Here is a 13,742-nt window from a genome sequence, read left to right as displayed (position 1 = left end):
TGATGCGAGAGAAAATTAAACAAAGGTTATTCTGTGTTAAAATTTCAAAAATTACCTCTATTGTTTGTTTCCATTCTTTACAATCAAAGCCCTTTGTTGGCTTTTGATTATAAGTTTAGCGGGGTAGCGGAATCCTTTTCTAAAGTGGGGTTTAACCATTCCAAACTCAATTCCAAAGAAGGCATTTTCCCTACAGCCACTTTTGTAACCGCCACAATCAAGCTTCAAGTTGATTCCAATCTGCTCCCTAAAAACATTGAAAAACACAGCTTAAAAATAGGCGTTGGCGGGATTTTAGGAGCGCTCGCTTACGATTCCACAAAAACGCTCATAGACCAAGCCACGCATCAAGTCTATGGATCAGAACTTTATTACTTCATAGGGCGTTGGTGGGGGTATTTAGGCGACGCTCCTTGGAAAGACTCTCCCATAGAATCTGACGCTCACACTCGTAATTATGTGCTGTATAATTCCTATTTGTTTTATTCTTATGGCGATAAATTCCACTTAAAATTAGGGCGTTACCTCTCTAACATGGATTTTATGAGCGGTTATACGCAAGGTTTTGAAGTAGAATATAAAATCAAACCTAAGGTGTCGTTAAAATGGTTCAGCTCTTTTGGGAGGGCTTTGGCTGCGGGGCAATGGATTAGGGATTGGTATGCTCCTATTGTTACTGAAGACGACAGAAAAGATGTTAATGACGGCATTCATGCGGTGCAACTCTATTTTTCTAGCAAACATGTTCAAATAACGCCTTTTATTTATTTTTCACCTAAGACTTATAAAGCGCCCGGGATTAAAATCCATATTGATAGCAACCCGAAATTTAAAGGTTTAGGGTTACGATCTCAAACCCTTATCAATGCGATCTTCCCTGTTTATGCTAAAGATTTATACGATGTGTATTGGGTTAATTCTAAGATTGGCGAGTGGGGTTCATCGCTTTTAATCCACCAACGCTTTGACTACAACGAATTTAACTTTGGCTTTGGTTATTACCAAAATTTTGGCAACGCTAACGCAAGGATTGGCTGGTATGGTAACCCGACCCCTTTTAGTATAAGAAATAACAGCGTTTATGGTAGGATTTTTAGTAACGCTATTACCGCAGACGCTGTTTCTGGATATGTCTTTGGTGGGGGGGTGTATAAGAAATTTTTATGGGGTATTTTAGGCAGATACACTTATGCCACCAGAGCGAGCGAAAGATCCATTAACTTGAACTTGGGTTACAAATGGGGTTCTTTTTTCAGGGTTGATGTGGATTTAGAATACTATGTGGTCAGCATGCACAACGGCTATAAATTAAACTATCTTACCGGCCCTTTCAACAAAGCCTTTAAGGCTGATGCGCAAGACAGGAGCAACCTTATGGCTAGCGTGAAGTTCTTTTTTTAAGCCCTATCAATTAGGCTTGGTAGAATTGAGCCATTGTTTTTGGAAATTAATGGCTTTTCTCAATTCGGCTTCTAGTTGGGCTAAAACATCTTTTAAGGGCTTAACATCAATCAAACTATCTTGCTTGAAAGAATCCAGCTGTTTGTCAATTTGCAAAGCGGCATCTAGCGCGTCTTGGGGGAATACCGGATCGCCTAAAGCCTTTTTAATCGCTTCGCCGATTTCAATCGTTTCAGAACCTTGATGATCTTTTAAGTTAGGATTATTTTCTTTATCCTTAGGTTTGGGCTCTAAGATCAAGCGCAAATGTTTGATTTTTTCATGCAAATCGTTAAGATCTTTTAAGTGATCGGTATTGCGCCCCCTATCAACCGCTTTTTCTAAAAGCTTATCGCTCAGGCTTACTAACTGATCGCTTAATTTAATGCTGTTGGCTTGAGCTTCTGTTACTTCATCAATATCAATCGCTGCTAAAGCGCTCACAAAATAAAAGGGCAACGCCCACCTTCTAAAACGAGAGAAAAACTTCTGCATTTACCTTCCTTAAATACGCTTAAAAATGATACTTTTTAATATGGTGGAGCTGTGGGGAATCGAACCCCAGTCCAAAAATCTTGCCCTAAACACAAACTTCTACAATGCTTAGAAAATTGGTTAGTTTTTTAGCCTTAAAACTAGCTCTGGTCCAACTTTCTAAAACCTTGAGGTAGTTTCAAGAGTTCTTGTTTCTTAGTTTAAAAGGCGAACCACCTTTTAAAAGCGTCTAGCTTAAGGTTATGGAGTGATTAAAACGCTAGAAATTCTAATCAGTCCAGCTCCAAAAGGAGATTAACTCACGCAGCTTTAGCGTAAGCTGGAGCGTAATCTGTGTTGTTTACAGTTATTTTTGTTGCTGTTTTACAAGCAGCGCTTGGCATGCCGTCTGTGCGACAAGAAATCTGTCGAAATCCAAGTCAGCCCCATAATTTTAAAAGCTTGTCTATTTTAGTCAACTTTTGCTAACAAAATGCAATGAGTCATCAAAAATCATTGGCGCACAATATCAATGTTTTCATCTTTAGGCTTAAAAACAAAGGTTTCATTAGCAATGGTGGGGTTAATTTCTGTTTGAGAAAAAGTGATCGTAACAAGATTGTTCATGTCATCTTTAAATTCCAACGAAAAAGGCTTGCCGTCTTTGAAAACCAAACGATAAGTGGTTTTGTTGATAGTCGTTTTAAAAGAGCCGTCATCTTGCTTTTTTAAGCGCTTGAGAATGGTGAAAAAATCCGTCTTGTCTTTTAAGGGCGTGATGGTCGCTTGAAACAAATTAGGCTCATAAATTACCACTTCTTTATCGTTCATGTAAATTTCTTTTTTTAAAGGCTTTTCATAAACCCATAAAGCCCAATTAGGGGCTTTAGCCTTTAAAACCCCGTAATAAACTAAAGGCTTTTCATTTTTTAAAACCTGCTTGAAATTCGCACTAAAACTTTGCAAATGCTGCAAAACCTCTTCTTCTTTAGAAAGCGTTGAAGGATTTTTAGCACAAGCAACGCTCATAAAAATCAAAACCATTAAAATCTTTAAAAAAGCTTTCATTATCCAAACCTTAAAATAATCTCTCATCTCAATAAAACCCTTTATTTTACATGACTTTTATTTTATCCATGCTAAAATGGGATTAAAAACTGACGCTTTAATAAAATAAATAGGATTAAAGCACTCTTAATAAGGTTATTACTACTATGATAAAAGCAATAATTGGAAAAATCATTGGCACCAGAAACGATCACTGGATCAAACAATACAAAAAAAAAGTCCTAGCTATCAACGCTTTAGAGCCTACTTATGAAAAAATGAGCGATGATGAGCTGCAAAACGCTTTTGAAGAGTTAAAAAAACGAGTGCGATCCGTAGAAAAAGATTTGCAAGAAAAAACCCTTTTAGAAGTCTTACCAGAAAGTTTTGCTATCACTAGAGAAGCGAGCAAAAGGATCTTAAAGATGCGCCATTTTGATGTGCAACTCATTGGGGGCATGGTCTTAAACGATGGCAAAATCGCTGAAATGAAAACCGGCGAGGGCAAGACTTTAGTCGCTACTTTAGCGGTGGCTTTGAACGCTTTAAAGGGTGAGAGCGTGTATGTGGTAACCGTTAATGATTACCTAGCCCATAGGGATTCTAAAGAAATGGAGCCGTTGTATCATTTCTTAGGTTATAGCGTAGGCACGATCAGCGCAAGCGTGCGAGATGATGATGAGCGATTGGAAATTTATTCTAAAGACATTGTTTATGGCACTAATAATGAATTTGGCTTTGATTATCTAAGGGATAACATGAAATATTCTTTAGAGCATAAGGTGCAAAAATCGCATGCGTTCGCTATTGTTGATGAAGTGGATTCCATTTTAATTGATGAAGCCAGAACCCCATTAATCATTTCAGGGCCTGTGGATAGGCGCATGGAAAATTACAACAAGGCTGATGAAGTCGCTAAAAGCATGCAAGTGGAAATAGATTTCACCATAGATGAAAAAAACCGCGCGATTTTAATCACTGAAGAGGGGATTAAAAAAGCCGAAAACCTCTTTGGCGTGGATAATCTATACAAGATTGAAAACGCCGCTTTATCGCACCATTTAGACCAGGCTTTGAAAGCGAATTACCTCTTTTTTATTGATAAAGATTATATTGTAGCCAATAATGAAGTGGTGATTGTAGATGAATTTACCGGCCGTTTGTCTGAGGGGAGGCGCTTTAGTGAGGGCTTGCACCAGGCATTAGAGGCTAAAGAGGGCGTGAGCATTAAAGAAGAGAGCCAAACCTTAGCCGATATTACTTTCCAAAATTATTTCAGGATGTTTTCTAAACTCGCTGGCATGACAGGCACGGCTCAAACCGAAGCCACAGAATTTTTAGAAATCTATAATTTAGAAGTGGTGTCTATCCCCACTAATCTAGCGATCAAGCGGAAAGATTTGAACGATTTGATCTATAAGAGTGAAAAAGAAAAATTTGACGCCGTGATCCTTAAGATTAAAGAGTTGCACGATAAGGGACAGCCCGTTTTAGTCGGCACGGCCAGCATTGAAAAGAGTGAAACCTTACACGCTTTACTCAAAAAAGAACGCATCCCTCACACCGTTTTAAACGCCAAGCAGCACACCAAAGAAGCTGAAATCATCAAAGACGCCGGGCTTAAAGGGGCGGTTACGATTGCGACTAACATGGCAGGCAGGGGCGTTGATATTAAACTCACTGATGAAATTAAAGAGCTTGGGGGGTTGTATATCATTGGCACTGAAAGGCATGAGAGCCGCAGGATTGACAACCAATTAAGGGGGCGAAGCGGGCGCCAAGGCGATCCGGGAACAAGCCAGTTTTATTTGAGTTTAGAAGACAATCTATTACGCATTTTTGGGAGCGATAGGATTAAGGGGGTGATGGAAAAATTAGGGCTTAAAGACGGCGAACACATTGAATCAAAGCTTGTTACAAGAGCGGTGGAAAACGCGCAAAAAAAAGTGGAGAACTTGCATTTTGAAAGCCGTAAGCATTTGTTAGAATACGATGATGTCGCTAATGAGCAACGAAAAAGCGTGTATAAATTTAGAGATGAATTATTAGATGTCAATTACGATATTAGCGCTAAAATCGCTGAAAACAGAGAATACGCGCTCAATCAAATCTTTTCTAAACTCAAAGCCTTTGACCATCAAAACCTGTCTGAAGAGGAACTTTTAGGGCTTAAAAACATCTTAAAAGAAGATTTTAACACTCATGTTGGATTAGAAGATTTAAAAAAAGCCTCCCCTATTGAAAATTTTGTCGCCGAAAAATTAAAAAGCAATTATGAAAACAAAATGAAAGTTTTGGATAGCGAACAAAGAAGCCGGATTGAACGCATCGTGTATTTGCAGATTTTAGACAACGCATGGCGAGAGCACCTTTATACGATGGATAATCTCAAAACCGGTATTAATTTAAGAGGCTATAACCAAAAAGACCCTCTTGTAGAATACAAAAAAGAGAGTTACAACCTTTTCTTAGAACTCATTGAAGACATTAAAATGGAAGCGATCAAAACCTTTTCTAAGATCCAGTTTGAAAATGAGCAAGATTCTAGCGATGCGGAGCGTTATTTGGATAACTTTAGCGAAGAAAGAGAGCATGAAAGCGTAACTTACCGCCATGAAGAAGCCTTAGATGAAGATTTGAATGTGGCCATGAAAGCTTTCGCTAAAACCCCTAAAAGGAACGAGCCTTGCCCTTGTGGGAGCGGCAAAAAATACAAAGATTGTTGCGCTAAAAGCGGGCCTAAAAAGGGCTTATTTGCCAAATAGATCGTTGATTTTTTTCCTTATCAAGCGTTATTTGCGTTTTGATAAAAGCCAGCCTTTTATTAGCATCACCGCCCTTTTGGCTTTTTTTGGAGTGGCGGTTGGCGTGATGGTTTTAATTGTGGCTATGGCGATCATGAACGGCATGAGTAAGGAATTTGAAAAAAAGCTTTTTGTGATGAACTACCCCTTAACGCTCTATACCACAAGCCCTTATGGGATCAGCGAAGAAGTGGTTCAAGCTTTAGAAAAAAAGTTCCCTAATTTGCTTTTTAGCCCCTATTTGCAAACTCAAAGCCTGATTAAAAGCGCTCATTCCATGAATGGTGGCGTGGTGTTTGGGGTTGATTTTTCTAAAGAAAGGCGCATCAATGAAGTTTTAAACGACGCTTTAAAAAACACCAATGAAAACGATCTTTTTAAAAACCCTTTTAATTTGATCGTGGGGAAAAGCTTGAGATACAGCTTGAATTTAGATCTCAATCAAAAAGCCGATTTGTTTTTCACCGAATTAGAGCCAACAGGCCTCACGCTCTCCCCTATCATGAAGCGTTTTACTATCAAAGGCGATTTTGATTCAGGGCTAAAATCTTATGACATGAGCTACATGTATTCTAGCCTTCAAGCCATAAGCGCGATCAGGAGATTGCCCTTAGGGCTTTATGATGGGGTGCATGTCTATTCTAAAACGCCCATGAAGGATATTGAAATTTTGCGCAACGCTTTAAAAACCATCAACCACCATGGCATAGGCATTGAAGGGTGGTGGCAACAAAACGGGAATTTTTTCTCGGCTATGGAATTAGAAAAAAGAGCGTTATTCATTGTGCTCATGCTCATTATTTTAATGGCGTCTTTAAATATCATCAGCTCGCTTTTAATGGTGGTGATGAACAGGCGTAAAGAAATCGCTCTACTCTTTAGCATGGGGAGCAGCCAAAAAGAAATCCAAAAAACCTTTTTTTATTTGGGCAATATCATTGGTTTAGGCGGTGTGGCGCTTGGGGTGATTTTAGCGTTTTTAAGCATGTATCTTTTAAGCGTGTTCCCTATCATCTCGCTCCCAGCAGATGTTTATGGTATTAACACCTTGCCTTTGGATCTGTCTTTAATGGATTTTATGCTCACTCTAATAGGCTCTATCATTATCGTAGCCCTTTCTTCTTATTACCCGTCTAAAAAAGCTTCTCATATTGACGCTTTAAGCGTGTTAAGGAATGAATAAATTAAAAAATTAAATAATATTAGATTAAATAAGGCTTTGAATGTCTATATTTGACTAACAAAGAAAAATTTTATCCTCAAAATTAAAAAAAACAATAATATTATGCTAGTATAAGAAACGACTTAGTTAAGAATTAACTTTATAAGTCGGACTTCGTAGAAAAAAGGACGAAAGATGAACAGACTGATTAGACTCTCAAGATCTGTAAGAAAAAATTTTCTTTGAATGGTGTTGGCTTACTCTATTTAGAATTTTTTGTTTATACTAAGGGTTAAACATGAACTATAAAGTTGCATCTGCTAAAAATATCGCAACGCTTCTTTTTTTATTCTCTTATCAAAGTCAAGCTTTTGATTTGGGTAAAATCGCTAAAATTAAAGCGGGTGCTGAAAGTTTCTCTAAAGTCGGTTTCAATAACAAACCTATCAACACTAATAAAGGGCTTTACCCTACCGAAACCTTTATGACGGTTATGGCTTACATGCAAGTAGATTTTACGGAACTCTTGCCCAAAAGCGCTACGGCTAACGGGCATCATTTAGACGGGAGTCTTGGGGGTTGGGGGGGTGCTGTTATTTATGATAGCACTAAGGATTTCATTAACGAAGTTACAGGAAAACCCTATGGGGCTATGACATGGAACTATGTGGGCTATTGGGGCGGTCTTGTAGGGCAAAAACCATGGGCTAGTTGCGGGTTAGCCACAGGGAATTTGACCCAAGGCCAATACGATAAGATGACTCAAGCCCAAATGACACAATTGTCCAATCAAGAGGCTTTAGAGGCTTCCACTTGCGCAAAATCTTATGCCGATCACACCAGAAACTATGTGATTTATAACGCTTACTTGCGCTACAACTACAAAGATATTTTTCAAATTAGGGGCGGAAGATACGAATCCCCAGCGGATTATATGAGTGGTTACAACCAAGGCTTGGACATGACCTTAAACTTAGGGAATTTCAAATTCTGGTGGTTTAGCTCTTTTGGTCGTGGTTTTGCCTATAATGAGTGGCTTTATAATTTCTATTCGCCTAAAACCTACACTCTTAAAAACGGGCAAACCATAAACCCTGGGGTGCATGCCTTTTATATCATTTGGAATTACAAGGGTTGGAGCATTCAGCCTTTTGTCTATTTTTCACCCTTTAACGAATACGACCCTAACTTCACGATCACTTATGATAGTAACCCCACTTTTACCGGATTAGGGTTTCGCTCTCAAACAGATGTTACCGTGCTTAATCCTTTTTATGCTAAAAGATTTTGGGACACCTATCAATTTGGCATGCCAGCCGGTAAGAATGCACACAGCTTGATGATCAAACAAAAGTTTGAATGGAATGAATACAATTTTGGTTTTGGGATTTATAAATCCTTTGGGAACGCTAACTGGATGATAGGCTACCATGGTAACCGCTTAGGCTTTGACTTTTGGACGAACACCGTTTATGCAAACACCCTTAACTCTTTGTCTTACATGATGGATGCGAACGCTTTTACCGTGTTTGCCTTTGGCGGTGGGGTGCATAGGAAACTCCTTTGGGGCTTATTGGGGCGTTTGACCTATGGGCCTAGGGCGAACGAACAAGTCCTATCGCTCAACTTGGGCTATAAATTCACTAAAAATTTCTCGGCCGACATCAAATTTGAATATTATAATGTGTTGATGCATCAAGGCTATAAAATGGGGTGGAACGGGCCAAAATTGGACAGCCAGCCTGCAACCGATCAAGATAGGAGCCATATTTTCACCGAGATAGTGTGGAAGCTTTAAGCCCTCTTTAAATAACAACCCTTTAAGGGGTTTGTTAAAACGCCTAGCAAAAAATCAGCCATTAAAAAACGCTTTATCGCCTATTTTAGGGCTTGTTTTTAAAAAATATTTCAAATTCTTTTTATGCAAGCTCTTTTATTATTGGTTGTAAAAACGCTTTTAGCATTTTTTAACTTCTTTGTGGGGGGTTAGTGGTTTGAAGGTCAATAGTTTTTCTCTGTAATATTCGTATTGCTTTTTTCTCGCTTCTATTTCAGCTGGGATACCGGCTAATAAATCGGTGGTTAGAGCCAAGAATTGATCCAAAATCTTAACGATCTCTTGTTGGATTTCTAGGGGTGGGATGGGGATTGTTATTTTTGAATAGCGAGAAATCCACTGCCTTGTATGTTCCCCACTGATATTATAGGGAATAGTTTGCATGTAAAAAAAGATAAATCTGATGTTAATTGTAGGATTTTTGGGGAGTAAGATTTTCATGGCGCTTGATTTTACTTTGAAAGGGAAATCAACCCATTGGGTCGCTGTTGTGAAATCATCAAAGATGATAACCGGATAGCTTTTACTCGCTTGATAAATATTGTCTTTTTCGTTTGTATAACCTAAAATAAAGGTTTTTCCTGCGGTTAAAACGGGAGTAGGATAACTTTTATCAAATTCTTTACTCGTTACGCAATATTTATTGGGTTGATCATACTCTAGCACCTCCCCCAATTTCCTAAACTCCACCCCCTTAGGCGCTAAGGTTTGAAGTAAGGTTTTTAAGCGTTTAGGGTAGGTTTTAATTTTTGCATCTTTATGGTTTTGATTGATGTTATTAAAGTCTAAAAGCATGTTTTGGTAATACTGGTATTGCTTTTTTCGCGCTTTTAATTCTGTGTTTAATTCTGTGTTTAATTCTGTGAAAGCGTCCAAAATCTTAACGATCTCTTGTTGGATTTCTAGGGGTGGGATGGGGATTGTTATTTGCATAATGTTATTACTAGAAATGCTATAAGGTATAGCGCTTCTATTTGAAATAGAATATAAATAATTTTGCATGTTTGTTAATACATAATAAAGGTATCTATTGATTAGGGTTTCTTTTGGAATAACAGAAAAACAAACATCATTTGCCCAAAACTTTTGATTTTGCCAATTGACAAATCCGGCAGTTCCATATTGAGCTATAGTGATTGTATTTTCCTCTCTGTTATATTCATTTAAATATCCCATAAATCCTATTCCACCAGATACAACGGGATATTTTCCTTTATCTAATATTTCTTTTTTTGTAACCCTTTTACCCCTAATTATTTCACACACCTCCCCCAATTTCCTAAACTCCACCCCCTTAGGCGCTAAGGTTTGGAGTAAGCGCTCTATTTTATGCATTTTGCCCCTCTTCTAAATGGCTGATGATACGATCATTAAGCCCTCATCGCGCGCATGGAGTTGGCTAAGGCTAAAAGCGTAACCCCCACATCGCCAAAGACCGCTTCCCACAAGCTCGCTACCCCCATAAGCCCTAGCACGATAAAAACGGCTTTAATCCCCAAAGCGAACAAGATATTTTGCCAAATAATGCTTTTAGTTTTTTTAGCGATCGCTAAAACTTTCACTAAAGAGCTTAAGGAGTCATTAGTGATCACAATGTCTGCGCTTTGCTTGCTCAATTCTGATCCTTTCCCCATGCCAATCCCCACATCAGCGCTCGCTAAAGTCGGAGCGTCATTGATGCCATCGCCTACAAAAATCGCCGGGGCCTTATAGCGTTCTTTAAAAGTTTTAAACACGCTCGTTTTTTCTTCAGGCAACAAGCTCGCATAATATTCACAGCCTAGAGTTTGAGCGATGCTCTCAGTCGCGCTTTTTCTGTCCCCGCTCAAAATGCAAAAATTCTCTATCCCTTGCTCTTTTAAATCCCTTAAGCACTCTATGGCGTCATCTTTAATCTCATCGCTAATGACGATATAGCCCACATAAGTTTGATTGAAAGCCACATGCACGATCGTGCCGTTTTCTGGGGAAGGGCTGTGCGCGATATTGAATTGATCTAGCATTTTTTCATTCCCTGCGATGATTAAATCCGTATTGCATTGCGCTTTAACCCCCATTCCGCTCACTTCTTCGTAATTTTTAATGTCATGCTGGTGCTTATCGCCCTTTAACATTTCTTCGCATGCTTTTTGAATGGATAAAGCGATCGGGTGCGTGGATAAAAGCTGCGAACAAGAAGCGTAATGCAAAACTTCTTCTTTAGAATGCCCGTTTTGCGGCACAATATCTATCACTTTAAAAACGCCTTTAGTCAAAGTGCCGGTTTTATCAAAAGCGATGCTTTTAGCTTGGGTAAGCACCTCTAAAACATGCACGCCTTTCATTAAAATACCCTTTCTGCTCGCCGCTCCCACGCCCCCAAAATACCCTAAAGGCACAGAGATCACTAACGCGCAAGGACAGCTCACCATTAAAGCCACAAGCCCCCTATAAATCCACTCATCAAAGCTCCCCATAGAAAACAAGGGCGGTAATATAGCGATCATTAGTGCAATGAATAAAACGCTTGGGGTGTAGTAGCGTGAAAATTTAGTGATGAATTTCTCGGTTTCGCTCTTTTCATTCGTGGCTTGTTGGACCAAATCCACCACTTTAGCGATAGAAGAATCTCTATACATTTTTTCTACTTTAATTTCAAGGACCGCTTTTAAATTCAAGCTCCCCCCTAAAACTTTAGAGCGTTCGCTGACATTAACAGGCATAGACTCCCCGCTCAACGCCCTTTCATCTAGCAAACTTTCGCCCTTGATCACCACGCCATCCACAGGCACTTTTTCGCCAACTTTCACCACCACAATGTCATTGACTTTTAAATCTTCAGGTGCAACACTCACTAGCGCATCGCCCTTTTTCAAATAAGCCAAATTAGGAGCGACATCCACTAAAGCCTTAAGGGATTTTTTAGAGCGAGAGATAGCGAGTTTTTGCAAAAATTCGCCCGCTGAATAAAACACCATAATAGACACGCTCTCTTCATAAGCCCCCACGCAAAAAGCCGCAATAGTCGCAATGAGCATCAAAGCGTTTTCATCAAAAAATTGCCCTTTTCTAAGCCCACGAAACGCCCCTAAAATCACATCTTTACCGCTTATGAGATACACTAAAGCCAACACGAAAAACATAGCCTTTTCAATAAAAGGGCTAGGATCTAGGTGTAAGATTAAAATCGCGCCTAAAAAGACAATGATCGTCATAATGAGTGGCGTAAAACTCAAGGGCTTTTCTGTGGCCTCTTTAAAAGACAGGCTCAAATGCGGTTCATTTTGCTTGATGAAAGCCTTAACTTTTTCAAAATCGCTCGTATCCAAAAACAACTTACTGGTGCTGAAATTGATTTGAGCTTTTTTCACACAATCTAGTTTGTTTAAATCCCTTTCTAATTTAGACGCGCAATCAGGGCAATCCAAATTATGAATGTGGTATTCTTGCATTTTCTCTCCCTTATAAAAATCCTTTTAAGAAATCTTTCTAAAACTCAGCGCTTTAAGCATGTGAGATTTTTCTATATTCTCGCAAGCGTTTAAATCCGCAATCGTCCTAGCGACTTTTTTGACCTTATTAACAGAGCGCATGGACAGATTAAACCTTTCAATCGCCTGCTCTAACAACTTTTGCACTTCAGCGTTTAAAGGGCAAAATCGTTCTATCTGCTCTTCATTAAGCTTACCATTAAAAGCACTCTGTTTCCTTAATTTTTGCTGTTTGAAAGCTAACAATACTAATTGATGCATCTCTTTTGAAGTCCAAGAATGCGACGGCGTGTCTTTATAATTCCCCTCTTCCATTTGCACAAACAAATCAATCCTGTCCAAAAAAGGCTCGCTCAAGCGGTTTTTATACTGCGTGATTTCTCTATCTTGGCAACGGCATGCTTTGGTTGTGCTGAGTAAATTCCCGCACAAGCAAGGGTTTTGAGCCCCCACAAATAAAAAAGAGGTTTCGTATTCAATCTTGCTATGCACTCTTGAGATCACCAATTTATTGTTTTCTAAAGGCTCTCTTAAAGCTTCCAAAATATCCTTTTTAAAATGAGGCAATTCATCAAAAAAGAGCATGCCGTTATGCGCTAGCGCGATTTCGCCAGGTTTTGGCTCTTTTAGAGAGCTTGAGCCTAAAATGCTGGATTTTGAAGCGCTTTGGTGAGGGTTTCTAAAACTCCTTAAGGGGTAATAGGCGCTGTCTTGCTCGCTTAAAATGCGTAATTTCGTCGCTTCTAGGATTTCATTCAGGCTTAATGGAGGCAAGATATAACGCATGCGATTGATGATCATGCTTTTCCCACACCCTGGACTTCCCTCTAAAATCAAGTTATGAAACCCAGCGCTAGCGATCAAAGCGGCTTCTTTAGCGACAGCTTGCCCCTTAACTTCTTTAAAATCTAAGGCATAGGCGTCTGAAAAATAATACTCTTTATCGTTCAATTCTATCGTTTTAAAGGGTAGTTTTTTCGTGTGGGTGTCTGCTTTGATTTCAGGGTTTTGCAAGATTTCTAAAGCTTCTTTAAAATGCTCCACAAAAAAGCATTGCAAATTAGGGATGAGCGAAAAAGGCTCTTCATTGGCCTTAGGTGCAATGACTTTAGCATGGGGGTGTTTGATGGCAATGTCTAAAAGCATGGGGAAAATGTTAGGATTGGGTTTGATCTTGCCATCAAGCCCTAACTCCCCAAAAGCAAACCACTCTTTAAAAGCCAACTCTTGTTTTTGCAAAGCGATTAAAAGAGCGATAGGCAAATCAAAATGGCTCCCGGATTTAGGCAAATCTGAAGGGGAAAGGTTGATGGTGATTTTTAAAGGCGGGAAAGTGAAATCGTTATTTTGTAAAGCCGATTGGACCCGCTGTCTGGCTTCTTGGATAGAGCTATTAGCCAGGCCTGAAATCACAAACGCCGGCAAAGCCCTTGTGAAAGTTGCCTCCACAGCCACGATTTCTGCCACTCCCCTTTGCATGGTTGCACAAAATATCGTGTTAATCATGA

General features: G+C 39.3%; 9 protein-coding genes and 1 other RNA gene. 4 read left to right on the top strand and 6 right to left on the bottom strand.

Going from position 1 to position 13,742, the window contains the following annotated elements:
- Positions 1–33 precede the first annotated feature (33 nt).
- A complete protein-coding gene (locus tag HPSH112_RS03030; RefSeq protein ID WP_000911494.1) occupies positions 34–1,401 on the top strand; it encodes an outer membrane family protein in 1,368 nt (455 codons plus the stop codon).
- Between the two features lie 6 nt (positions 1,402–1,407).
- On the opposite strand, the gene HPSH112_RS03025 is transcribed toward HPSH112_RS03030, so the two are convergent.
- The 3 genes from HPSH112_RS03025 to lolA all read right to left on the bottom strand — a co-directional run bounded on the left by HPSH112_RS03025 (position 1,408) and on the right by lolA (position 2,982).
- On the bottom strand, positions 1,408–1,935 hold the full coding sequence (locus HPSH112_RS03025) for a hypothetical protein (protein ID WP_001168741.1): 528 nt from the start codon (positions 1,933–1,935) through the stop codon (positions 1,408–1,410).
- A gap of 41 nt (positions 1,936–1,976) precedes the next feature.
- Positions 1,977–2,362, bottom strand: a transfer-messenger RNA (tmRNA) gene (gene ssrA / locus HPSH112_RS08265).
- Between the two features lie 65 nt (positions 2,363–2,427).
- Positions 2,428–2,982 carry a LolA-like outer membrane lipoprotein chaperone gene (lolA, locus tag HPSH112_RS03015; RefSeq protein WP_014662222.1) on the bottom strand — a complete coding sequence of 185 codons (555 nt, stop codon included), beginning with the start codon at positions 2,980–2,982 and terminating at the stop codon, positions 2,428–2,430.
- 146 nt (positions 2,983–3,128) lie between these two features.
- On the opposite strand from lolA, the gene secA reads away from it, so the two are divergent.
- From secA to hofF, 3 genes are all read left to right on the top strand, one after another.
- Positions 3,129–5,726 (top strand): preprotein translocase subunit SecA, encoded by a 2,598-nt coding sequence (gene secA / locus HPSH112_RS03010; protein WP_000588057.1) that lies wholly within the window; start codon positions 3,129–3,131, stop codon positions 5,724–5,726.
- A complete protein-coding gene (locus tag HPSH112_RS03005) occupies positions 5,716–6,948 on the top strand; it encodes an ABC transporter permease (RefSeq protein ID WP_001133725.1) in 1,233 nt (410 codons plus the stop codon). Before secA ends, HPSH112_RS03005 begins: the two co-directional genes overlap by 11 nt.
- Before the next feature lie 277 nt (positions 6,949–7,225).
- Positions 7,226–8,725: an outer membrane beta-barrel protein HofF gene (gene hofF, locus HPSH112_RS03000; RefSeq protein WP_001108269.1), complete on the top strand. Its 1,500-nt coding sequence runs from the start codon at positions 7,226–7,228 to the stop codon at positions 8,723–8,725.
- A gap of 159 nt (positions 8,726–8,884) precedes the next feature.
- Here hofF and HPSH112_RS02995 read toward each other — a convergent pair whose 3' ends face one another.
- Genes HPSH112_RS02995 through HPSH112_RS02985 form a run of 3 tightly spaced genes read right to left on the bottom strand, consistent with a single transcriptional unit; the run spans position 8,885 to position 13,740 of the window.
- Positions 8,885–10,099: a restriction endonuclease subunit S gene (locus tag HPSH112_RS02995; RefSeq protein ID WP_000548888.1), complete on the bottom strand. Its 1,215-nt coding sequence runs from the start codon at positions 10,097–10,099 to the stop codon at positions 8,885–8,887.
- A 35-nt stretch (positions 10,100–10,134) separates the two neighbouring features.
- The gene (locus tag HPSH112_RS02990) at positions 10,135–12,195 is read right to left on the bottom strand and encodes a heavy metal translocating P-type ATPase (protein ID WP_001158823.1); all 2,061 of its coding nucleotides are present in this window, start codon (positions 12,193–12,195) and stop codon (positions 10,135–10,137) included.
- 24 nt (positions 12,196–12,219) lie between these two features.
- Entirely contained in the window at positions 12,220–13,740 is a 1,521-nt protein-coding gene (locus tag HPSH112_RS02985; protein ID WP_000611097.1) for a YifB family Mg chelatase-like AAA ATPase, read from the bottom strand.
- Positions 13,741–13,742: the final 2 nt, after the last annotated feature.

This window comes from Helicobacter pylori Shi112 (assembly GCF_000277405.1).
Classification (GTDB): domain Bacteria; phylum Campylobacterota; class Campylobacteria; order Campylobacterales; family Helicobacteraceae; genus Helicobacter; species Helicobacter pylori_C.
The sequence above is the reverse complement of the archived record's forward strand: the minus strand, read 5'-3'. Positions and strand labels throughout refer to the sequence as shown.